Source organism: Verrucomicrobiia bacterium, from assembly GCA_023953615.1.
Lineage (GTDB): Bacteria > Verrucomicrobiota > Verrucomicrobiia > Limisphaerales > JADLHS01 > JADLHS01.
In genome coordinates this window covers 309,700-331,954 of sequence record JAMLJH010000002.1, presented here as the reverse complement: position 1 = coordinate 331,954, position 22,255 = coordinate 309,700, and the positions used below count along the sequence as shown (strand labels likewise).

Genomic DNA, 22,255 nt, shown 5'->3' with positions numbered 1-22,255 from the left:
ATTAGTTAAATTCAAAGTATGAGTGCCACAGAAATCATGCGGCAAATTGAAGAATTGTCCGACGAGGAGCAACGGGAACTTTTTGTTCTGTTCACCAAAAAAGTGGTCGGCGGCATGAGCACAAATTCAAAACCGTGGCTTGGAAAAAAACTTTCGTTTGACGAAGCGTGCGATGTCGTCTTCCGGGAAAACCGGCAACTTTTAAGCGCGCTGGCCAAGTGAACGAACCGAATTTTTTAACGCTTGATGAAGTTCATCACATTCATACCCGAAGTCTGGCTGAACACGGTGGCGGCGAAGGCGTGCGCGATGCCGGATTGATTGAATCCGCGCTGGCTTCGGCGCGAAACACTTTTTATTACGCCAATGGTGATTTATTTGACGTGGCTGCGGGTTACGCTTTTCATCTGGCGGAATCACAGGCGTTTATTGACGGAAATAAACGCACTGCCGTCACGTCGGCATTGGTTTTTCTAGCGATGAACGGTATTTATGCCAAACCGTCGCCATGGGAACTGTATTCCGCAATGATTGACATTGCGGAAAAGAAAAAGACAAAAGCGGACTTGGCGGAAATTTTCCGCAAATACGCTAACGAATAAAATAAATTTGCATGACTGCCATTGAACCCAATCCCCAATCCGCCGACGTGGTCGTCTCGGTGCGCGGTCTGACCAAGGTTTTCAAGGACTTTTGGGGACGACCCAAGGCGCGCGCGGTGGATAACGTGGATTTCGACGTGAAACGCGGCGAGGTGTTTGGGTTGCTCGGACCGAACGGCTCGGGGAAATCCACCACTGTCAAAATGCTGCTCGGTTTGCTTTATCCGACCAAGGGACACATCGCCGTTTTCGGCGAATCTCCGCGGCACGTGCAAACCAAGGCGCGCATTGGTTATCTGCCCGAGGAATCCTATCTCTATCGCTATCTGGATTCGCGCGAGACGCTGGATTTCTTCGGCAACCTGTTCCACCTCGATAAGGGCGACCGCGATAAACGCGCCGAGCAATTGCTGGAAATGGTCGGCTTGAACCAGACCCGCACCCGGGCGGTGGGCGAATTTTCCAAGGGCATGCAACGGCGCATCGGTCTGGCACAGGCGCTCATCAATGATCCTGACCTGGTCATTCTCGATGAACCCACGGCGGGCCTCGATCCCATCGGCTGTCGCGAGATCAAGGATTTGATCATCGCCCTCGCCAAGCGCGGCAAGACGGTCATTCTCAGCAGTCACCTGCTCTCGGACGTGGAAGATGTCTGCGATCGCGTGGTCATTTATTACGGGGGCAAGATTCAGGCGCTCGGCACGTTGCAGGAATTACTCGCCAAGCCGGACACGTTGCGCATCACCACGCCCGTGCTGCCGCGACCGACGATGGAGCGCGTGCTGGAAATCATCCGCAAAGACATCGGCTCGGGCGAAGTGCGGGTGGATAATCCGACGCAAAATTTGGAGAGTTACTTTCTCGAAGTGGTGGAACAGGCGAAGCAGGCGGACCAACAGACCAGCGGCGCGCAATCCGGCGCGCGCGTGGCGGAATACCTGCGGGCCGGCGCCGAGACCGCACCGACCTCCGACAAGTTGCTGGAGAAATTGACGCTGCCGACGCCGCCCGTTGCCGCGCCGGAATTATCGTCACCGGCCCAACCGACCGTGGACGAAAAGAAACTGGAATCGCTGACCAGGACCGAATCCACCCGCTCCTCACCCGCCCCGAAAATTGCGGAGGAAAACCCGGCTGACCTGTCGCAAGCCGATGCGAAGCTTTCCTCGTTGCTGGGAAAGAAGGATGGCAGGCAACCCTGATTGAGCAGCGTGAAACAGATTTGGACCATCGCGGTGTTGACGTGGAAGGCCGCCTTCCGCTTCCGACTGTTTTTGGTGCTGGCCCTGCTGCTGCTCGCGGCGGTGGTGGGCTTGCCGCTGTTGATCAAGGACGACGGCACGGCGCGCGGGTTCACGCAGATTTTACTCACCTACACGCTGAGCAGCATCACCGGGCTGCTCGGGCTTTCGACGCTCTGGCTGGCGTGCGGCACGCTGGCGCGGGACATCGAGGAATGTCAGATGCAAATGGTGGTGGTGAAACCCATCGGGCGCTGGCAAATCTGGCTCGGCAAATGGATCGGGCTGATGTCCTTGAACGCCGCCTTGTTGCTCATCTCCGGATTGAGCGTCTTTGTAATTCTGCAATGGCGGGCCGCGCACCTGCCGGCGGCGGAACAACAAAAACTGCGCAACGAGGTGTTGGTGGCCCGCGCTTCGGCACGACCGCCTTCGTTGGCATCTGAAATCGCGCAGGAAACCGACCGGCAACTCCACGCCGCGCGCGAAAAGAATCCGCACCTGACCACGGCGGAAGTGGCGCAATTACGCGAGCAAATCCGACAAAACTTGTTGAGCTTCATACAAAACGTTCCGCCGGGTTATCAGCAGAGCTGGAAAATTGATCTCGGTTACGCCAAAAACTTTCTGCACGGCCAACCGCTGTATTTGCGGATCAAATTCAACACGTCCGATCAAAATACATCGCAAACCTTTCCGGTGCTCTGGCAGGTGGGCGTGCCGCAGGAAACGCACCTCTGGCAAACCGAGGCAGCCATGAGCCTCGCGCCGGACACCTTCCACGAGTTTGAGATTCCACCGGATTTATATGATCAAGACGGCATCCTGACCGTGACCGTTGTCAACCCCAACGACCTGGCGCTGTTGTTCACCACCACGGATGGAATTGAGGTTTTATATCGGGATGGCAGTTTTGCCCTGAACTTTGCGCGCGGTTTGGGCATCATCTTTTGCTGGATGGCATTGCTCGCGGCGCTGGGACTGGCGATGGCGAGCTTCCTCTCCTTCCCGGTGGCCGCCTTCGCATCCTGTGCCGCCTTGGTGGTGGTTTTTTCCTCGAGCACATTGAAGAACGCGGTCACGGAAGGCACGTTTATGACCTACAACCAGGAAACGGGTGAACGCGGCTCGCCGCTGGATCCCGTCGTCATCCCGGTCTTCAAAGGCGTTTTAACCATCATCAACCTCGCCAAGGGCTTTTCGCCCATTGACCAATTGAGCGCGGGTCGGAGCATCACCTGGCTGGAACTATTCCGCGCGGTGGTGCAGATCATTCTCGTCCTGGGCGGAATCCTGGCGGCGCTGGGCATCTGGGCCTTTACGCGACGCGAACTGGCCACGGCGCAACCGCAATCGTGACGTCATTCCCATGAATTCCCGCGCGAAAAAAATCCTGCTCCTGCTGCTGGCCGCCGTCATGTTGCTCGGCGCGACCTTTACGCAGCGGCAGTTGAATCGCGACCGGGAAAGTCTGGGGCTGACGCGCGTCACGCCGTTGGAGAACGCGCCGCCGTTGCTCGCCTTCACCACGGTGGCCCTGGGAGGTTTCCGCGGTTTGATCGCCAACTTCCTCTGGATTCGCGCCTCAGAATTGCAGGAGGACGACAAGTTTTTCGAGATGGCGCAACTGTCGGATTGGATCACCAAGCTCGAACCGCACTTCAGCGCGGTCTGGGTGTTCCAGGCCTGGAACATGTCCTACAACATCTCGGTGAAGTTCAAGGATTACCCCGACCGCTGGCGCTGGGTGGAACGCGGCATTGAACTGCTGCGCGACGAAGGGTTGAAGTATAATCCCAACGACGTCCTGCTGTATCGCGAACTGGCCTGGCACTTCCAGCACAAGATGGGCGCGAACCTCGATGACGCGAACGTCTATTACAAAAACGAGTGGCTCAAGGAAATGTCCGAAGTCTTCGGCAAGGGCGAACCGAATCTGAACGAACTGCTCCATCCGCAAACGCCCGAGGAATTTCAACGGCTGGGAATCCTGACCAACCGGTTCAAGATGGACCCGGAGTTCATGGAACAGGTGAACGAAAAATACGGGCCGTTGGAATGGCGGTTGCCGGAAACACACGCGATTTATTGGGCCGCGCTCGGACTCGAGAAAGCTCGGGAACATCCCACCAAAGTGAAACCGGAGGACTTGATCCAGTTGCGGCGCGTCATCTACCAATCCATGCAGTTGAGCTTCCAACGCGGCCGGTTGCTCGCGGACCCGTTCACCAAGACGTTTGACACGCTGCCCAACCTCGACATTGTGCAAAAAGTCAGTGATGCCTATGAACAGGCGATGGCGGATGAACCCAACATGCGCAACAACATCGAGAGCGCGCATCGCAATCTGCTCATCAACGCCGCCTATTTCCTTTACGAGAACGATCGCATTCCGGAGGCCTTGAAATGGTACCGCTACCTCGGCCAAAAATATCCGGATAAACCGCTCATCGCGGATCGCCCTGATTCCCTGCCCGGTAAAATCACCCTGGAAGAGTTCGCGCTGGATCGTATCGCGGAGGACGTCAGCGAGACTTCCCGCGACCGCGTCCGCGCCGCCATTCTTGGTCAGACCATCATGAGCTATCGGGAGTTGATCCTGGGCAACCAACAACGCTACGAAGGGCTGCGGCATCTGGCGCGAATTCTCCGCGCCACCTACATGAAGAAAATTGGTGGCGGTCAGGGCCGCATTGACGCCATTGGTTTGCCTTCGGATGAAGAGATGGAAAAAGAAGCGTTGCAGGCCGTCTTGGACCCCAAAAATGAAATCTGGCCCTACGAGATGCGCGCCGCGCTTCGCGCCGCGTTGAATCTGCCCCCCGAACCGCCGCCCACTGAAAAGCCGGAAGCCTCCTCCACAACCACAACCAACGCGCCAACGGCCACCTCGCGGTAGCCCGTTGCGACGGCATCCGCGCCGCATTGAAAGCCTGCCAACGAAGAACCATTGGCGCCGATTCCTGTCACCAGCTAAAGCGGTTTAAGTATTCCCGCAGTCGCAGCCGTGAGACGGCGGACCTCCCAACTTCAAATCAAGCACCGGCATCAAACTGATGATCGTCATTGGTTCGGAGCGGGTGCTCACGCGGCAGGGGCGCAGACACAAAGGCCGCTTGAAATCCCGCGCTTGGGCGCGGGGCATCACGACTTACTACACGAATAACAATGCCGGGGAATTGTGGGTGGTGAACTATTCCGACAGCACCCCCGACGTGACCAATAGCTACGACCGGCGCGGGCGGTTGACCAACATCCTCTCCGGCGCGACCAGTCTGACCAAGCGGCTGGATAATGCGGGCAATCTCTTACAGGAAGCCTACGCCGGCGGCCCGCTCAATGGCGTGATCGTGACGAATCATTACGATGCGTTGCTTCGGCGCGACAGTTCCGGTCTCCGCGTCTCGGCGGCTCTGCGGTTCAACCACGGTTACAGTTATGGCGATGCTTCCCGCCTGCTGACGGTGGGTGACGGCACGCATAGCGCCACGTATGATTACCTTGATAATTCTTCGTTGGTGGAACAGATTGTTTTCGCCAGGAACGGCACCACCGTGATGACCACGACCAAAGGCTATGATTTTGTGAACCGCCTCACGAACACCGTGTCGTTGGGAGGGACAGGTGCCACCCTGTCCCAATTTGATTACCGATACAACACCGCCAGCCAGCGCACGAGCGTGACGAACCTGGACGGCAGCTATTGGGTGTATGGCTATGACAGCATGGGGCAGGTGACGAGCGGGAGGAAGTATTGGAGCGATGGCACACCCGTCGCCGGGCAGCAGTTTGATTATGCGTTTGACGACATTGGCAACCGGCAGACCACCACGCGGGATGGGCGCCAAGCCACGTATTCACCCAACATCTTGAACCAATACACCAGCCGCACCGTGCCGGGCTTTGTGAACGTGCTGGGTACGGCGACCAACACGGCCACGGTGAGCTTGTGGAGCCAGGACAATCTTGCGCTCTACACGCCGACGACGCGCCAGGGGGATTATTTCCGCGGAGAAATGTTGTTCAATAACAACACGGGCGCGCTGTGGCTCTTGGGGGTGTTTCAAGTGGTTGAAGCATCTCTGGGCTTTTGGGACTGTTACGAAAAACACTGCAAAAAGTGTTTGGAAACCTGCAATGAGTAGCGCATGAAGCCAATCACAAATCCGCACGTTATCAACTTGGTTTTGCTCGGAGCATTGGGTTTTGTCATTTGGAATCTATTTTTGGCGAAACGGAGAGGAAGGGTCTATGTCGGTTTTGCTCGGTTTGACCGAGCCACAGAGCCTCGATGGTTTTGGGGTGGAGTGGTGATTAGTGCGATATGGGCTATCGCTCTAGTGTGTGGAATAAGCCTCAGAATTGTGAGGGCGATTACGACAACGTAGCTTAAAAATGAACTCGCGCGCCAACCAAGGCATGAGTGATGCCAAGAAAAAAATAGAAAGGGGTTCTTGATATTGGCTACTGAAAGAATTGAGTTTTGCAGTTGTTTGCTGGTGGAACAGATTGTTTTCGCCACGAACGGCACCACCGTGATGACCACGACCAAAGGCTACGATTTTGTGAACCGACTTACGAACATTTCATCTTCCAGCTCCCAACTTCTAGCTCCTACGCGTATGCGTATAATTCCGCCAGCCAACGCACGAGCGTGACGAATGTGCATGGCAGCTAGCCGCCTTGCGACACTTTCTTGCCTGGGATGTTTGATGGGCTGGGCATCGGTAATTTTCGGCGGTGAAAATACCGCACACGGCTATTTTCAGAAAACCTATAGCGGTTTAATTAAAGTTGTAGCCATGGAACCGAACGAGTGCAACCCAATGAAGGTGGGGTCCAGATGGAGAGTTGTGTCGCTGTCCGCGAGGTTTTGGACTGCGGCAGTCCGCTGCCGCTGTGGAATCATCAGTACGCAACCGGAAAGCGGCAGAAGACTGCCGCAGTCCAAGACGCGGTCGCGCCGGTACTCGTTCCGAACCAAGGGCGGTCGCCCGTTTGACCCCAACGCTTGGCTTGAGGTTGGCAGGCCGCTGCGTCAGGTCGGCGGCTACAGAAATACTTAAAATGCCCTAAAAGACGATAATAACGCCTTTTGCTATTTGCGCGGCTGAAAGCAGGGATAGCGATATTCGCTGGACGCTTAAGAATCCCGGTCGCTTTGCGCTTGCCAAGTTGGCGATTGTGGATTGAATCGTTCGGTGATGAAAACCGTGGTGAGCCTTTGTGTGATTGTACTTTCGCTTTTTGTGCCCCAGATAACCACTGGTGCGGAGGAGCTGTTCCGCGATGAGTTCAAAAACCAGTTAGGACAAGGCTGGTCCTGGGTGCGGGAAGACGCGGCGAATTGGCGCGTCAGCACCAATGGATTGGAAATTCGTCCACGCCCCGGCAATCTTTGGGGGCCGCCCAATGATGCGCACAACGTGCTCGTGCGCCCGATCACGCTGCCGACGAACGCCGCCCTGGAAATCTCCGTGGTCGTGGAGAATCATCCGACCAACCAATACGAACAGGCCAACCTCGCCTGGTATTATGACGACAGCCACATGGTCAAATTGGGACTCGAATTGGTGGACGAAAAATTGTGCATCGTGATGGGGCGCGAGGAGCGGGACCGCGCGCAAACCGTGGCGCTGCTGCCCAGCTCCGCCAATCGCGTGCAATTACGTCTGACGGTCAGGGATAATTCCATTCGCGGCGACTATCGGCTCGGGGATGAAACGCATTGGCGCAAGGCGGGTCAATGCACCCTGCCCCGCCACGGCGCACCCCAGATCAGCCTGCAAGTTTATCAAGGCACGGAAACCACCGCGCATTGGGCGCGCTTCCGCGATTTCATCATTCGCCGCGACTGACCCCGAGCAACGCCGCTGATGGCTTCGACGCGTTCCAACGCGTTAATTTAAGGGCGCGCCGCAGGTCCGGTTGTAATCCCTCGGCCATGCGCAGAAAGCCCAGGTCCGTGGGATGCACTCCATCCACCGTGCCCAATCCGTCCGTGCCGATCAACCGGGCGGCGGAAACATAAGTCAACTGCTTGACCCCGGCTTTTTTCAAGCGTTGATAAACCCGTTTCAACTCGGCGTTCTTGGCGGCGATCAGATCGCGCGTTGCCGCCACAAATTTTCCCGCCGGATAATCAATGCTTTCCAGGAGCAAGATGGGCGTGCGGGGATGGGCCTGACGCAGCGTTTGGACAAACGTCTCCAACCGCGTCGCCACCATTTCCGGGCTCATGTTGGGCAAGGCGTCGAGCACGTAAACCGCCGGCTCCAGTTCCGCCAGCAAAGTGGCCAATTCCGGTTCGCTGCGTCCGTTGCCGGAGAAACCCAGATTGATCGTGGGCCAATCCAGTTGCCGACCCAGAATCGCCGGATACGCCATGCCGGAGCGCGACGCGCAACCGCCCTGGGTGATGGAAGTGCCGTAAAAGACAATCGGCTTGGCCGTGGCGGGAGCGGCGGCGCGCAATTGCGCTCCGGGATTGACGCCGATCCGCACTTCCTTGACGCCGTTGTAGAGCGGCAAATAGAGCGCAAACTCCCGCAGCTCGGCGGTCAGTCCGCTGACGAGCGGCTTTTCATTCGTTGGCGACTGATCGGGGCGACCGGTCCCGATCCAATGCCATTGGCCGTCGGCCTTGAGATACAAATCCAAACCGCTGACTCCGGTGGCCGCCATGTGCGACATCGCCAGTGATTCCTTCCGCAACGTCCAACGGGCGGACACCGTTGTGGCGTCCGTGACAAAGCGGACTCGCAATCCGGCGGAATCGTGGCTCAAACTCCATACTGGAGCGCGCACCAACTTCCCGGCTTTAGCGGGCAGCCGATCATAAAAATCCTTGGTCTCAGTCCAGCCTTTGCCTTCAACGGTCAGCTCGCGAGCGTCAAACCACACCGGGCCGGATTGCGTTTCAGTCGTTTGAGCGGTCGCCGGAAAAGCAACAACCATCCAGCCCGCCATAAGGAAGCCAAACAATCCCAACCTCCAAGTGGAGAGATTTGGTTGGTTTAGGTGAGAAGTGTTTCGAGTCATCGCGCACTATTCAAAGGCACTTGTTGAGCGGCGGCAACCTTGAATCCGTGTTGATCGGCAGAAAAACCTTATCGCCACCTGACCCTCGCGCATGAAAAACAAAACGGGCGTCCAGCAAAGGACGCCCGGGTGAAAACCAACTCGACCTCAATTATTGATCCACGATCTGCAACGTGTAGGTCTTGGAAGAGGCGCTGCCTTTTCGCGGCCCGCCAAAACCATTATACAAGTAATCGAACTTGTAGTGGTAACGAACCGAACTCACCCCCGCCGGCACGGGAATCAGCACTTCCCAGCGATCACTCATCAGATGCGTCCGGCGCATGGGAAAGGTTTCCTTGCCCACAATGGCTGTCGCTTGAATGCTGTCCCAGCGCAGGGATTGTTGTTCCGAAGTAAATTTCACCTCCACCGGATAGAGATCAGTGGGATTGCGCGGTTGCCGTTGCGCCGAAATGTTGGTGCTGACCGCAGCGCAGCCCGCCACTAAAATCAGCGCGGGTAGCAGGAGCAATGTTTTCTTCCACATAACGGTGTTAGCCTGACATGACGCCCGCGCCTTTGTAAAGGTGGATTTCGACCTGGAAAACTCGCGCCCCAGCGCCCTTGCTGGAGCCGCGTCCCCGCAACGCCAGCGGCAATTTATCCCGGGCGCACTGGCTACGGGAAACTTCGGCCGTTTCGGTTGCCGGGCTACCGTCGGGCCGGAGCGGGCGCGCCCGGGGCGCGGGGTTGTGCCGGAGGTCGGCGCGGCCCTTTGTAATCCAGATTGGCGGCCAATTGGTCGGGCGTAACCCGACTTTGGAATCCATCCGCCGGAACATCCACGTGCGCCGTCCAGAGGATGGCGTTCAAAACCAATTTGCGCATGTCGTCGTTACCCCAGTTCTTGTGGAAATGTCCACCGGTCAAACCAAAGCCGCGGCCGCCGCCAGGTCGTTCCGCCGCCCAGGCGACGTGTTGAATCTCGCCCCGCGCCACCTTGGCGCGCATGGCGGGATTACCCTCGTGCGGGCCGTCGTTGCGATTGGTCGTGCTGCCATCGGGCACCGCGCTCAACAGCGGGGTGACGCCTTGCATCTGATCACGAAAACGCAGGTTAAAATACCACTCGTCCACAATGTGAAAGGGCTTTACCCCTCGAGCCACCGGATGCTCCGGCAGCGATTTGAAATGCGCGTCCCAGTGCGGATTCACCGACCAATTGATCTCGAACGCACCACCGATCCATTCGAGAAATTCCCGCTCGCCTTTCTCGAGGGTGGGTTCGGTCGCATAGTGCAGACAAACCAGCCCGACGCCCTGATCCATCAAAGCCCCAATGATTTTCAGGTGGTCTCCCTGGAGCAGCGGGTGGCCGCCGCCGCCATCCGCATACACCACAATCGTGGCCGCGTTTTCAAACGCTTTCGGATCGGCGGGCCAACCGTTGGAATACACCACGGAAGTAATGCCGGGAGTGTTTTGCAAGCACGTTTGAAACAACAGGCAACCCGCCCGATGCTCGTGCTCGCCCGGGCCGTGGCTGGGCGTGCCGGCAATGAACACGATTTTTTTCTCCGCGGCCTGCGAACCGACTCCCGCCAGCAAACCCAGCATCGCCAACCCCACAATGATTTTTTTCATGCGCTTTTCTTTTCGCGTGGAGGCTGCCTGATCTATTTCCGTCGGCACGTAATGATCGCTTCACCAAAATCCGGGCTTCCGCTGAAATTGGCGGGCCGACCCGCGCCATCCTGCGTCGAGAAACGGATGCGCAGATTCTCACCGCTCAACTCATAAATCGCCGGGATCAACCGTCCAGCGCCCGGGCCGGTGTCGGGGTAAATATCCAACCGCTTCGGCGTCTGACTGGCGTCCAAGGCAATCGTGCCGACATCGCCCTGGCCGTATTTTTCAGTCGTATATTGCTTGCCCTTGATGGTGATGGTGAGTTTTTCAAAATCGTCCTTAAGCGTCCCCACGTCGTCCGCCTTCACGTCGGTCACAATCCAGGTGCCGCTCAAGGTCGCCAAATCATCCGTCAGCGATTTGATCCGCAGGTCCTTGAACTCGACCGTCATGGGGCTGCCCGCGTGCAATTGCAACGCCACCACGCCGGAATGTAGCGCTTTATCGGCGCAATTATCGGTTACATCCACTGTCAGGCGGCCATTGACGAAATGTTGCAGGTGATTGCCTCGGGCAATGATCGTGTAGTCATTCCAGGCGCCGGGTTTGATGGCGGCTTGAATTTCCGCCGAGTCACCGAGCGAGCCGGTGACTTGTTTTTTACCGTCAGCGTCCCAAACCACCTTTTCTCCGCGCAACGCCATGATGCCACGATTTCCCGCGCCGCCTTGTTCGTCGTAAAGAATGCCGGTGTAATTCGGCCCCGCTTCCATGTCCGCCTGGTAGCCGCCCACGACCCAGCCGGTGCGATTCAAAATTTTGCTTCGGTACTGGATGCCCGAATTGGCGAAACCTTCGTTATTGTTCGGGGTAATCCGGAATGAACAACGCAGCTCAAAATCCGCGACTTCGCCATTGGTCCAGATCAGGAAGGTGTTCGCCTTGAGTGGATTTTCCGCCGTCGTTCGGCCCACGATGACGCCATCGCGCGCCGACCACAGTTTCGGATCGCCCTCCCAGCCGTCCAGATTGTTGCCGTTAAAGATGGGCGTGAACCCATCCGCCGCCAGGACCGGCACGGTTAAGAGCGCGCCCAGTGCCAGTGAATAAAACCAGGATATTTTCATAAGTGTTTAACCGACGATTTATTTGAGAGTTCGCTTCAAAAAGGCCAGTCCTTTGACGGCAATTTCATCCCGGGTCGGCTCAATTTGCCGCCAGATGGCCGCCGCCCGCGCAATCACCTTTACCTCGGTGGTGAAGGATTCGATGGTGACGTTGCCTTGATAGCGAATGTCCTTGAGCGCTTTGGCGATGGAGGGCCAGTCCAGATGGTCGTTGCCCGGAGTGCCGCGATCACTGCCGCAGGCGTGGAAATGCCCCAGGTGTTTGCCCGCCCGGCGAATGGCTCGAGCCTGAAATTTCTCCTCGACGTTCATGTGGAACGTGTCGAGATGCAGCTTCAGCACCGGACTGCCCACCGCTTGAATCAGTTTCAAGCCTTGATCGCAGGTGTTGATGAAGTCGGTTTCAAAGCGGTTCAACGGCTCAAAGCAAATTTGGCGGCCGCGTTTTTCCGCGTAAGCACACAGCTCCTTCAAGTTCCTCACCACGGTGGCCCACTGCCGGCGGTATTCCACCGGAGGCACCGCGTCGGCGCGGCCCACGGCGGAATAAACCGGACCGATGAGCGAAGGACAATCCAGCACCACCATCTGATCCAGCAACCGCTTCATGTAGGTCATGCCGGTCTTTTGCTGTTTGGCGTTGCCGCGCAAATCCCGATCCGGACTCATGGCCACACACACCGAGCCGCAGATCAGCCCGTGCCGATCCAGCTCGCGCTTCACGCGCACCGGATCAATATGCACCGGGTCTTCAATCGGAATTTCCACCGAATCAAACCCCCATCGCTTGAACGATTTGAACCAGCGGGTGCTGGCGGTGGTGAACGGTGACGTGAACAGGAAGGTGTTGATGCCGAACTTCATGACGAATTTTTGTGACACACTAACCAAGTGGCCGGACCGACAAAAGCAATTTTTCGCGCGCGCAACCCCTCGTCAGCTTCCGGCTGGTGGCCCTGCGCTTCAAAGTTGCCGCGCCGCGGGCGGCGGGAGGGATTGCCGCGTCAGTGGGAAACCAGATATTTCAGCAACTCGATCTGTTCCCGATCGCTCAAGCTGTCAAGCAGGCCCTCGGGCATCAGCGATTTTTGGCTCAACGTGCGTTTCGCGATGTCCATTTTCGGGAGCACCGTCTCCCCCGTGATCGTTCGCAAAGTGACGGCGCTGGAAGTTTCGGCGCGAATCAGCCCAGTAATGAGATCGTTGCTTTTCGTCTCAATCAATGTCGCCTGAAAATCCGTCCCGATCACCGCATCCGGATCAATGATGTTCTCGAGGTAATAACGCACTCCGAGCTTGCCCGCGCCGGTTAATTCCGGTCCGAGCTGCGTGCCGTCTTTACCGAGCTGATGACAGCTCGCGCAAAGGGCCTGGAAATGTTTGCGCCCAGCGTTGCCATCGTACGCCCACAACGGCGCTTCATTAAAGGTCTTCTCCAATTGCGCAATTTTCGCCTGCTGCTCCGCCGGAGATTGTTGAATTCGCCCCCAGGTGGCGGCGACGCGACGATCCACCTCCGCGTCATGCAGATCAGTCAACTGGCGGATTTGAAACGCGCCCAACCGGTCGCGCGCGATTTTCCTCGCCGCCACCGCGTCCAGCAGCGACACCGCAAACCTCGCGCGACCCGTTAAAGCACTTAGCGCCGCGACCTGATCCGCCGGTTTGAAAGCGTCGAACCGGGCGATCAATTCCGTGGGAATTTCCGGCGCATCGAACCGCGCCAGCAAGTGGATCGTCTGCGTCCGAAAGCCATCATCGTCCAACAATCGGAGCAAAACCGGGAGCGTTTCCCGATCGGCGGCGCGACTCAACAAAGCGAAAGCATGTTGCCGCGCGACTTGGTTGGCTTTGGAATCCGCCAGCGTTTTGCGCAGCTCCGGAAAAACCGTGCGATCGCCAAACGCGGCGGCCAAGCGCTCGGCTTCGCGCCGGACCCGCGCCTCGGAACTCGCGTAAAGTTTGGGCGCAATCGCCGGCCACGCCGCCGGCATGGGCACATTCGCGCGAGGTTCAAGCGCCAGCCACAGTCCCGCCAGACGACGGCGCAAGGCGTCGCCCTGCAAATCGGCCAATTCGGCCACCACGCGATTGAGCGCGTCACCTTCCAGCGTGGCCGTGTACCAATAAATCCAGTCGGCCAGTTGCGGGAGAGCGCTGTGGCGGGCCAGCTCGAGTCCGGATGCAAAATCCGCCGCGCAAAGCGGCGCGAGATTATGCCAGAGCAGAAACGGCAGGTTGCGATCCTTCTGGTCTTCGTCGTGTTGGGCGAGCGCTTCCGCCAGACGCCAGGCGGTGGCGTCCGGCATCCGCGCGATGGCTGAAGCCAGATGGCGGCGCACGATGGGCGAAGGGTCCTGCCGGGCCAGTTGCACGCACGTCGTCTGGAACGACGCGTCTGGATTCCGACCTTCAGCAGCGAGTTGAATCGTCCAACTGCGCAAGTAGGGATCGGCATCGTGCAACCCCCGCTGTTGATCGGCCTCCGTCAATCCGCCGGTGAGATGCAGCGCCCAAAGCGCGCTCAACCGCGCTCCCGTCGTCGTTCCGTTCGCAACCGCGGCGCGCAAGGCTTCCCCCGTGTCGCTCGCCAACGTGCCGTTGCCGGCGCGCTCGTGTAACAAGCGCCGCGCCATGCGACCGTACCACTGATTTTTGTGTTTCAACAAAGCGATCAATTCCGCATCCGATTTGACGGCCAGATTTACTTTCACCGGGCGATAGGTTGGCTGCCATTGCAGGCGGTAGAGTCGGCCATTGCTGCGATCCCATTGCTCCGTGTTGGGATTGTGACAATGCTGCTGATCATACCAATCAATGGAATACACCGCGCCATCGGGGCCGGTTTGCAAATCCACCGCCACATACTTCGGATCGGTGCAGAAGAAAATATCCTGACCGGCATGCACGGTGTCGAAGCCCGAGCCGAGTGGTTGATTGATCTGCTGGTTGATTTGGTGACCGCCGAGGTTGTGCGTGAACAGGTGGCCGCGATATTCATCCGGCCAGTTGTCGCCCTGGTAAATCAATGTCCCAACGTGCGCGTGACCACCGTAAATCGCGTCGCTACCCGGTTTGCCCGCGCCGCCCGCGCCGTGGCCGTAACGCGCCGAAGCCAGCAGGTAATTGCGAAATTGAGGAAAGCCCTCTGGAGGATTGGCCACAATGAACGGCGCGTAATTGCCATTGACCTGATTCCAAAACTGCCCGCCTTGCATGACGTGCGTCGTCGGTCCGCGCCCCCAATAACTGCGGCAGTGCGTCATGAAAAGTTGACCGTGCTCGTCGTAATCCAAGCCCCACGGGTTGCTGCCACCAGACGCGAAAATTTCGAATGTGTGTCGCACGGGGTGATAGCGCCACACGCCGGCGCGGAGTTCCGGTCGTTGCTCCTGCGGCACTCCGGGTTTGCCGATACGCGCGGTGTTGAACACCCCTTGATTGCCGTAAAGCCAGCCGTCCGGCCCCCACAGAAAACTATTCATCGTCTCGTGCGTGTCTTGGAAACCGAAGCCATCCAGTAACACCTCCGGCGGACCATCGGGTTGATCATCATGATTTCGGTCGGGAATAAACAACAGCTCGGGCGCCGCGCCAATCCAGACGCCGCCGTAACCCACCGCAAGTGCGCTCGCGAGATTCAACCCCTCGGCAAAGACCTGACGGGTTTCAAATTTCCCATCGCCATCCGCATCCGAAAAAATGACCACTTTATCCAGTCCCTGCCCCGCCGGGCGTTTGGTGGGATAACTATACGCTTCAATCACCCAAATGCGCCCGCGCTCGTCCCAGGTGAAAGCGACCGGTTGATGCAGATCCGGCTCGGCGGCCACCAGTTCCACCTTGAATCCCTCGGGCACGTACATTTGCGCGACGGTTTGTTCCGGTCCGGTAACGGGCGGCCGATCCGTGGGGTTGGGCTGGAGCTGCCGCAGGACCGGACTGGTTCGCAATCGTTCCACTTGCGGCAACGGCTCTTCCGCGCGCACCGGCCAGAACCAGCCTGGCAAAATCATCAGCGCCCAACAGAGCATCAACTTGAACGCCTGGTTTCGGGAAACAATTCGCATGGTGGGGAATTAACGAATTTGGCGGAGAAAGTCAAAATCCCTGCGTGCCGGACGATCCGGGCAAGCGCAACGCCGGCCCACCGCCGGGTGCGCTTCGATTTTGCGGCGGACTGAATTCTTCCGACTTGCGCTGACCGGATAGTTCCTGAACCCTGCCGTTATGAAGAAGCTTTTATCGTTGGCTGGCGGCGGGCTGGCCTGCTTGGCCGCGCTCACGGCGTCGGTTCAAGCCGCACCGTCGGATTTGCCGCCGGGCGCTCATCTGGCGGTGGTCGGCAATGCGCTGGCGGATCGAATGCAGTTCGATGGTTGGTTGGAGACGCTGCTTTACGCGAAATATCCACAGCACGATTTCGTTTGCCGCAACCTCGCCGCCGCGGGCGATGAGGTCGCCACCTGGCATCGCTCGGAAAATTTTGGCTCGCGCGATGAATGGTTGCGGCGCGTTCAGGCGGACGTGGTGCTGGCTTTCTACGGCTTTAATGAATCCTTCAAGGGCGACGCGGGATTGGCCAAATTTCGCGACGACCTGACCCAGTTCATCAAACACACTCGCGCCACCGATTACAGCGGCAAAGGCGCGCCGCAACTCGTCCTCTTTTCCCCCATCGCCTGCGAAAAGCTGGCGGACCCCGACCAGCCGGACCCCACGGCGAACAACGAACGCCTGCGCGCTTACACCGCCGCGATGGCCGAGGTGGCCCAGGCGCATCAAGTGCGCTTCATAAACCTCTTTGAAATATCACAGCGACTCTATGCGGAAGCCGCCGAACGCGGACAATCACTGACCTTTAACACGTTCATGCTGACCGAAGCGGGAAACCAGCAACTGGCAACGGCGATTTTTCAGACGGTGTTTGGCGAAAAACCGTCCACGCAATCACTTGAAAAACTTCGCGGCGCCGTGCTCGATAAAAACGCGGAATGGCACGCGCGCTATCGCACGGTGGATGGTTACAATGTTTACGGCGGTCGTTCACAACTGAGTTTTCCCCGCGCCGGCAAGGATTCGGACAAAATCACCAATTACGAAGTCATGCAGGAAGAGATGACCCAGCGCGACGTGAAAACGGCCAATCGCGACCGCCGCATCTGGGCGGTGGCGCGCGGCGGAGACCTGACTGTGGACGATTCCAACCTGCCGCCCGTTGCCACTTTTCAATCCAACAAACCCGATATCGCTCCGTTTGTGAGTGGCGAAGCGGCCATCAAACACATGACGGTGGCGAAAGGCTGCCGCGTCAATCTCTTTGCCAGTGAGGAGATGTTTCCCGAATTGGCGAGTCCGGTGCAGATGGCGTTCGACACCAAGGGACGGCTTTGGGTGGCGGCCTGGCCCAGTTATCCGGAGCGGCGGCCCACGGATACCGTTGCCGATAAACTGCTCATTTTTGAGGATACCGATGGCGACGGCAAAGCGGACCGCGTGAAAGTCTTTCTGGACGGATTGAATTGCCCGACCGGTTTTCAATTTTATCGCGACGGCGTGCTGGTCATGCAGGCGCCGGATCTGTGGTTTGTGCGCGACACCGACGGCGACGATCGTGCGGATTGGAAGGAGCGGGTGTTGATGGGCATGGATTCGGCGGACTCGCATCATACCGCCAATTCCATGGTGCTGGATCCGGGCGGCGCCACTTATCTCAGCGACGGCGTGTTCCATCGCACGCAAGTGGAAACCGCAACCGGCCCGGTGCGCAACAACGATGGTTGCGTCTATCGGTTCGAGCCGCGCCCCGGCAAGTTTGAGCGTTACGCGCCCTACGCCTTTCTCAACCCGCACGGTCGCGTGTTTGATTATTGGGGCAACGACATCATCACCGACGCCACCGGAAACAACAGTTATTTTGGACCGGCCATCAGCGGGCATCTCGATTACCCGGCCAAGCACCGCGAAATCAAAGAATTCTGGCAGCGCCCCTCGCGACCTTGCGCCGGCACCGGACTGCTTTCGAGCCGACATTTTCCTGCTGAATTCCAGGGGAATTTTCTCAACTGCAACGTGATTGGTTTCCAGGGCATCTTCCGCGTCAAAGTCACTGAAGCCGGCGCCGGCTTGAAGGGCGAGACCATCGAAGACCTGGTCAAATCCGACGATCCAAATTTCCGCCCCTCGGGGGTCGGCGTGGCGCCGGACGGATCAATTTATTTCCTCGATTGGGCCAAACCTTTGATCGGCCACATGCAACATCACATCCGCGACCCGCATCGCGATAAAACACACGGTCGCATTTACCGCATCACTTATGAAGGTCGCCCGTTGTTGCAACCGCCCCCCGTGGATGGCCAGCCCATCGCCAAACTTCTGGATCTGCTGAAGTCACCGGAGGATGGGTTGCGTCTGCGCGCCAAGATCGAACTGGGCAAACACAACCGCGCCCAAGTGATGGCCGCGCTGCCGCCCTGGATCGCTGGATTGGACCCGCAAGACCAGGATTATCAACACCACCTGACCGAAGCGCTCTGGGTGCATCAGTGGCATAATGTCGTGAACCAGGATTTGCTCCGCCAACTGTTGCGTTCGCCGGATTATCATGCGCGCGCCGCCGCCACGCGGGTGCTTTGCTACTGGCGGGATCGCGTCGAAAATCCGCTCGATTTGCTCGCGGCTCAAGCGCAGGACGAAAACCCGCGAGTGCGTCTGGAAGCGGTGCGCGCGTGCAGTTTCTTTCCAACCGCCCACGCGGCGGAAGTGGCGTTGCTCGCTTTGGATAAGGAAGCGGACCCCAGCCAACCGGATTACTACATCAAGTATTGCCTCGATGAAACCATGAAGGCGCTCGATCCGTATTTGAAATAATGTTGAACGCGCGGCAAAAAGCGGATCGGAAAACCAATTGCAGAGGATGAGTTACGCGCGGCTTTGGATTATCTGCGGGGTATTGGGCGGCGGTCTTTGGCTCGCTCAAGCGGACGAGCCTTCCCCCGCCAAACCCTTCTTCCTGCCGAAAAGTCCGGTGGCCGCCGCTTATGTCTTGGGACGCCTTTCCAACCAGGAACTGACCGCCGCCCCACGTAGCGAATTCGTTTACGTAGCCTTGTTGCAACGTGCTGGCCTGGCCCGGAAATACCGCGTGGAAGCACTCAACGGCCTGGCAAAGCTGCGTCAAACGGATGCGCTCACCGAGCTGCTCGCCGGTCTGACCGAGTTGGATACCAAAGGCGCGACCGCCGAACCGGTGTTGCACGATCTCGCGCCCTTGTTGCTGCAATCGGATGCCGATGCGCTTAAAGCCAAATCCGCAACTCTGGCTCAGTTGGCCCAGTCCGCAAAGCTGCCTTTCACCCGGCAACTGGCCTACGCCGCTCTGCTCACCATCGAAGGCGCTGGCGGCCCCACCTGGCAACAGACGTCTGCTCACCCGGGGCAATTCGCCGACCTGGTGTCGGGCATCGCATTGCTGCGTGATCCCAATCAACGCGCGGCGTTCCACCCGCAATTGGCCGCGCTCTTGCAGGCGGCGACATCCGACGAAGTCCGGCGCGCCGCCATCAGCAGCAGCGTCACCCTGCCCGGCTCGGAAGCCGAAGTTTTCAACACGCTGGCGGACTTGGTTCGTGCGGGCACCGAGCGCGCCACAGCCATTGCTGCGTTGCAAAAAATTCCGCGCTCCTTCTGGTCGCGCGACCAACTGGAGCCGCTGGTGACCAGTCTCGTGGCGTATCTCCAAACCGTGCCCGTCGAACAACGCACCGGGCCGGAAGCGTTGAGCGCCTTTCAATTCGCCACCGACCTGACGGCGTTACTGCCGACCGAAACGGCGGCGACTTTTGGCAGGACGCTGCGCTCGCTGGGCGTGAGTGTTTTCGTCATTCGCACGATTCCGGAACAGATGCTCTACGATCAATCGCTCATCGTCGTGGCGGTGGGCAAACCAGTCGAGTTGGTGTTGATCAATGACGACGCGATGCCGCACAACCTCGTCATCACGCAGCCGGAGGCGTTGGAAGCGATCGGGAGCGCGGCGGAACGTCTGCCGCCGACGCCTGACGCGCAGGGACGGCTTTACGTGCCCAATTCGCCCCAGGTGCTGCACGCCACCAAGCTGGTTGAATTCGGTCAGCAGGCGCGATTGAGTTTCACCGCTCCGGACGCCCCGGGCGACTACCATTTTGTTTGCACGTTCCCCGGACATTGGCGACGCATGAACGGCACGCTGGCGGTGGTTCAGGATGTGGAAGCTTATCTGGCCAGTCACGCGGCCCAAAAGACGCCCCAGATGACCGAATGGAAAATCGAGGAACTGACGCCCGCACTGACAAAACTGAACTCGGGACGCGATTGGCGGCGCGGCCAGGAATTATTCACGCAACTCTCGTGCGCTTCCTGTCATCGGATTGGCAACGAAGGCGCGACGTTCGGCCCGGACTTAACTTCGGTTTTTGCGCAGTTCCAAAATGATCCCCGGGCGGTGTTGCAGCAAATCCTCGAACCCTCGCTGGTCATCAGCAACGCGTATCGCGCGTTTGATTTTGAACTCGCGGATGGCGAGGAGATTTCGGGTTTGATCGTCAAGGACGATGGCCAATCGCTGACCGTGCAAGCGGGCGCATCCGCCGCGCTGACTCATACCTTTGCCAAAGCCCAAATCAAAACGCAGCAACCGCAGCGCTCCTCACTGATGCCCGTTGGCCTGCTCAACCAAAGTTCCGCCGAAGACATTCTGGACCTGCTGGCCTTCATCAAGGCGGGGGGCGCGTCCGCCGAACATTCACATCAGCCTTGACGCCTTTGCGCTTGCCTGATGCGCCATCACATCCAACACTTTGAATCGCGCATGAATTTCACAACACGATTGGCCGTTACACTAAGCTTGGGACTGATTGGCAACGTCGCCAGGGCGCAGCCGGGAGTGACTTACTCGGGCACCGAGGGACCGGGGCTGGGCAAACGCATCGTGTTTTTGAGTGGCGACGAGGAGTACCGTTCGGAGGAAGGATTGCCAATGCTGGCCAAGATTCTGGCCACGCGTCATGGCTTCACTTGCACCGTGTTGTTCGCCATCAACCCCGCCGATGGCACGATTGATCCGAACAACCAAACCAACATCCCCGGCATGGCGACGCTTGATAACGCGGACCTATGCGTGCTGCAATGGCGCTTTCGCGAATTGCCCGACGCGGATATGAAGCATTTCGTGGATTACTTGCAGCGCGGCAAACCCATTATTGGACTGCGCACGGCCACCCATTCGTTTGCCTACTCGCGCAACCCCAGCAGCCCTTACGCAAAATACGACTGGCAAAACCAAGACTGGCCGGGTGGGTTTGGTCGGCAAGTGCTGGGCGACACCTGGGTGAACCACCACGGCGAACACGGCAAGCAAAGCACGCGCGGAGTCATCAACCCGGCATTCCGGACGCATCCGATTTTACGCGGGGTGACGGACATTTGGGGGCCGACCGATGTTTATGAAATTGCGCATCTACCCCGGGACGCCTCGGTGCTGGTCTGGGGACAAGTGCTTCAAGGCATGCGCCCCACGGACCCGCCATTGGCAGGCGCCAAGAACGATCCCATGATGCCACTCGTTTGGGTGCGGAATTACTCTTGGGATAACGGCCAGACATCGAAAGTAGTCACCACCACGATGGGAGCTGCCACCGATTTGCAGAGTGCGGGTCTGCGGCGTCTGCTGGTGAACGCCTGCTATTGGGCGGTGGGTTTGGGCGATGCCATTCCGGCGGCAACGGTCGTGGATTACGTGGGTGAATTTCAACCCACACCGTTCGGTTTTGGCAAATTCAAGCGCGGCGTGAAGCCGGCGGATTTGGAGTGACCCAAGCAACTGCTGCCGCCCGGATACGTTCCAAGCATCCGTGAAAGAGCATCCGGAAGACTCGACGCCGACGTCGAGCTCAGGGCAAAGTCTCCTCGTCGAACTCTCGAATCCGACCGATTTCGACGATCCACAACTTTCCGGTCAACGGAGCCCCCTTCAATCCCTCAGCCAAAGTGCGGAGGGCGGAAAGCAAATCATCGGCAGCGGCTTTCTTCGGCAGACGCAGCACCACGATGCCGGGATACAAGCTGGGGCGAAATCGAAGCGGGTTCGCGAAATCCAAATCCAATGTGACCAACGCCCGGCTTTCCAGACGGCACGCTTCAATTATCTCAGCGTCCAATGCGGCCTGCATTTGTTGCCGCGCAACTGTGGAAACATCGTGACCAGCAGCAACCAGCAACGCGAGGCCCCGCTGATTGAGATTCTCATCCAGCTTGAGTTTCACGCGCGCGTTTCCAACGGAATGTCCACGTAGCGTTCCCGCGCCATTTCCGAACCGTACGCGATGCAGGCGAGAACATCCGCTTCCACCAGCCCTGGATAATCCGCCAAGACTTCCGCGACGGTACTGCCGGAAGCCAGCAAATCAAGGATCAGCGAGACCCAGATACGATGTCCACGAATGCACGGTCTGCCGCCGCATCGTTGCGGATCAATCCAGATGCGCTTGAGTAATTCCTCTCGCGGCAGGTTTTTCATACGGGTTTAATCTACCAGAGGCGCTTCTACTTGGCCACTCCTCCCGCGCGTCGTTACGGTGGCGACGAATAATTC

The 22,255-nt window shown here is 58.4% G+C and carries 18 protein-coding genes; 10 read left to right on the top strand and 8 right to left on the bottom strand.

The features are described from left to right. Positions 1–18 precede the first annotated feature (18 nt). The 7 genes from M9920_11570 to M9920_11540 all read left to right on the top strand — a co-directional run bounded on the left by M9920_11570 (position 19) and on the right by M9920_11540 (position 7,704). The gene (locus M9920_11570) at positions 19–222 is read left to right on the top strand and encodes a hypothetical protein (GenBank protein MCO5052929.1); all 204 of its coding nucleotides are present in this window, start codon (positions 19–21) and stop codon (positions 220–222) included. After that, on the top strand, positions 219–602 hold the full coding sequence (locus tag M9920_11565) for a type II toxin-antitoxin system death-on-curing family toxin (GenBank protein MCO5052928.1): 384 nt from the start codon (positions 219–221) through the stop codon (positions 600–602). Before M9920_11570 ends, M9920_11565 begins: the two co-directional genes overlap by 4 nt. A gap of 11 nt (positions 603–613) precedes the next feature. Further along, on the top strand, positions 614–1,807 hold the full coding sequence (locus M9920_11560) for an ABC transporter ATP-binding protein (protein ID MCO5052927.1): 1,194 nt from the start codon (positions 614–616) through the stop codon (positions 1,805–1,807). A gap of 9 nt (positions 1,808–1,816) precedes the next feature. After that, complete coding sequence (locus tag M9920_11555; GenBank protein ID MCO5052926.1) at positions 1,817–3,205, top strand: ABC transporter permease; 1,389 nt, start codon at positions 1,817–1,819, stop codon at positions 3,203–3,205. 10 nt (positions 3,206–3,215) lie between these two features. Then, the gene (locus M9920_11550; protein ID MCO5052925.1) at positions 3,216–4,745 is read left to right on the top strand and encodes a hypothetical protein; all 1,530 of its coding nucleotides are present in this window, start codon (positions 3,216–3,218) and stop codon (positions 4,743–4,745) included. 157 nt (positions 4,746–4,902) lie between these two features. Beyond that, positions 4,903–5,991: a hypothetical protein gene (locus M9920_11545; GenBank protein MCO5052924.1), complete on the top strand. Its 1,089-nt coding sequence runs from the start codon at positions 4,903–4,905 to the stop codon at positions 5,989–5,991. 1,104 nt (positions 5,992–7,095) lie between these two features. Next, positions 7,096–7,704 (top strand): DUF1349 domain-containing protein, encoded by a 609-nt coding sequence (locus M9920_11540; protein MCO5052923.1) that lies wholly within the window; start codon positions 7,096–7,098, stop codon positions 7,702–7,704. Here the strand turns inward: M9920_11540 and M9920_11535 are convergent. The 6 genes from M9920_11535 to M9920_11510 form a co-directional block, all read right to left on the bottom strand. After that, entirely contained in the window at positions 7,688–8,803 is a 1,116-nt protein-coding gene (locus tag M9920_11535) for an SGNH/GDSL hydrolase family protein (protein MCO5052922.1), read from the bottom strand. The two genes, M9920_11540 and M9920_11535, sit on opposite strands and share 17 nt — an antisense overlap. 235 nt (positions 8,804–9,038) lie before the next feature. Then, complete coding sequence (locus M9920_11530) at positions 9,039–9,416, bottom strand: hypothetical protein (GenBank protein MCO5052921.1); 378 nt, start codon at positions 9,414–9,416, stop codon at positions 9,039–9,041. A 164-nt stretch (positions 9,417–9,580) separates the two neighbouring features. Then, a complete protein-coding gene (locus tag M9920_11525) occupies positions 9,581–10,513 on the bottom strand; it encodes a ThuA domain-containing protein (GenBank protein ID MCO5052920.1) in 933 nt (310 codons plus the stop codon). Between the two features lie 32 nt (positions 10,514–10,545). Next, entirely contained in the window at positions 10,546–11,625 is a 1,080-nt protein-coding gene (locus tag M9920_11520) for a DUF1080 domain-containing protein (GenBank protein ID MCO5052919.1), read from the bottom strand. An 18-nt stretch (positions 11,626–11,643) separates the two neighbouring features. After that, on the bottom strand, positions 11,644–12,489 hold the full coding sequence (locus M9920_11515; protein MCO5052918.1) for a sugar phosphate isomerase/epimerase: 846 nt from the start codon (positions 12,487–12,489) through the stop codon (positions 11,644–11,646). Positions 12,490–12,629: 140 nt separating this feature from the next. After that, the gene (locus M9920_11510; protein ID MCO5052917.1) at positions 12,630–15,695 is read right to left on the bottom strand and encodes a dehydrogenase; all 3,066 of its coding nucleotides are present in this window, start codon (positions 15,693–15,695) and stop codon (positions 12,630–12,632) included. Between the two features lie 160 nt (positions 15,696–15,855). Between M9920_11510 and M9920_11505 the strand changes: the two genes are divergently transcribed. The 3 genes from M9920_11505 to M9920_11495 are packed head-to-tail and all read left to right on the top strand — an operon-like array spanning position 15,856 to position 21,475. Then, positions 15,856–18,495, top strand: a complete 2,640-nt coding sequence (locus tag M9920_11505) for a GDSL-type esterase/lipase family protein (GenBank protein MCO5052916.1) — start codon at positions 15,856–15,858, stop codon at positions 18,493–18,495. A 46-nt stretch (positions 18,496–18,541) separates the two neighbouring features. After that, positions 18,542–20,422 (top strand): plastocyanin/azurin family copper-binding protein, encoded by a 1,881-nt coding sequence (locus M9920_11500; GenBank protein ID MCO5052915.1) that lies wholly within the window; start codon positions 18,542–18,544, stop codon positions 20,420–20,422. A 51-nt stretch (positions 20,423–20,473) separates the two neighbouring features. Beyond that, a complete protein-coding gene (locus tag M9920_11495; protein MCO5052914.1) occupies positions 20,474–21,475 on the top strand; it encodes a ThuA domain-containing protein in 1,002 nt (333 codons plus the stop codon). Between the two features lie 79 nt (positions 21,476–21,554). Here the strand turns inward: M9920_11495 and M9920_11490 are convergent, their stop codons facing one another. After that, positions 21,555–21,926 (bottom strand): DUF5615 family PIN-like protein, encoded by a 372-nt coding sequence (locus M9920_11490; protein MCO5052913.1) that lies wholly within the window; start codon positions 21,924–21,926, stop codon positions 21,555–21,557. Next, complete coding sequence (locus M9920_11485) at positions 21,923–22,171, bottom strand: DUF433 domain-containing protein (protein MCO5052912.1); 249 nt, start codon at positions 22,169–22,171, stop codon at positions 21,923–21,925. The genes M9920_11490 and M9920_11485 overlap by 4 nt, the downstream gene beginning before the upstream one ends. Between the last annotated feature and the right edge of the window lie 84 nt (positions 22,172–22,255).

What these genes read in the sequence shown, in the direction of transcription:
- M9920_11570 (MCO5052929.1), top strand. Translation starts at nt 19, where the DNA reads ATGAGTGCCACAGAAATCATGCGGCAAATTGAAGAATTGTCCGACGAG.
- M9920_11560 (MCO5052927.1), top strand. Translation starts at nt 614, where the DNA reads ATGACTGCCATTGAACCCAATCCCCAATCCGCCGACGTGGTCGTCTCG.
- M9920_11550 (MCO5052925.1), top strand. Translation starts at nt 3,216, where the DNA reads ATGAATTCCCGCGCGAAAAAAATCCTGCTCCTGCTGCTGGCCGCCGTC.
- M9920_11545 (MCO5052924.1), top strand. Translation starts at nt 4,903, where the DNA reads ATGATCGTCATTGGTTCGGAGCGGGTGCTCACGCGGCAGGGGCGCAGA.
- M9920_11535 (MCO5052922.1), bottom strand. Translation starts at nt 8,803, where the DNA reads ATGGTTGTTGCTTTTCCGGCGACCGCTCAAACGACTGAAACGCAATCC.
- M9920_11530 (MCO5052921.1), bottom strand. Translation starts at nt 9,416, where the DNA reads ATGTGGAAGAAAACATTGCTCCTGCTACCCGCGCTGATTTTAGTGGCG.
- M9920_11525 (MCO5052920.1), bottom strand. Translation starts at nt 10,513, where the DNA reads ATGAAAAAAATCATTGTGGGGTTGGCGATGCTGGGTTTGCTGGCGGGA.
- M9920_11520 (MCO5052919.1), bottom strand. Translation starts at nt 11,625, where the DNA reads ATGAAAATATCCTGGTTTTATTCACTGGCACTGGGCGCGCTCTTAACC.
- M9920_11515 (MCO5052918.1), bottom strand. Translation starts at nt 12,489, where the DNA reads ATGAAGTTCGGCATCAACACCTTCCTGTTCACGTCACCGTTCACCACC.
- M9920_11510 (MCO5052917.1), bottom strand. Translation starts at nt 15,695, where the DNA reads ATGCGAATTGTTTCCCGAAACCAGGCGTTCAAGTTGATGCTCTGTTGG.
- M9920_11505 (MCO5052916.1), top strand. Translation starts at nt 15,856, where the DNA reads ATGAAGAAGCTTTTATCGTTGGCTGGCGGCGGGCTGGCCTGCTTGGCC.
- M9920_11500 (MCO5052915.1), top strand. Translation starts at nt 18,542, where the DNA reads ATGAGTTACGCGCGGCTTTGGATTATCTGCGGGGTATTGGGCGGCGGT.
- M9920_11495 (MCO5052914.1), top strand. Translation starts at nt 20,474, where the DNA reads ATGAATTTCACAACACGATTGGCCGTTACACTAAGCTTGGGACTGATT.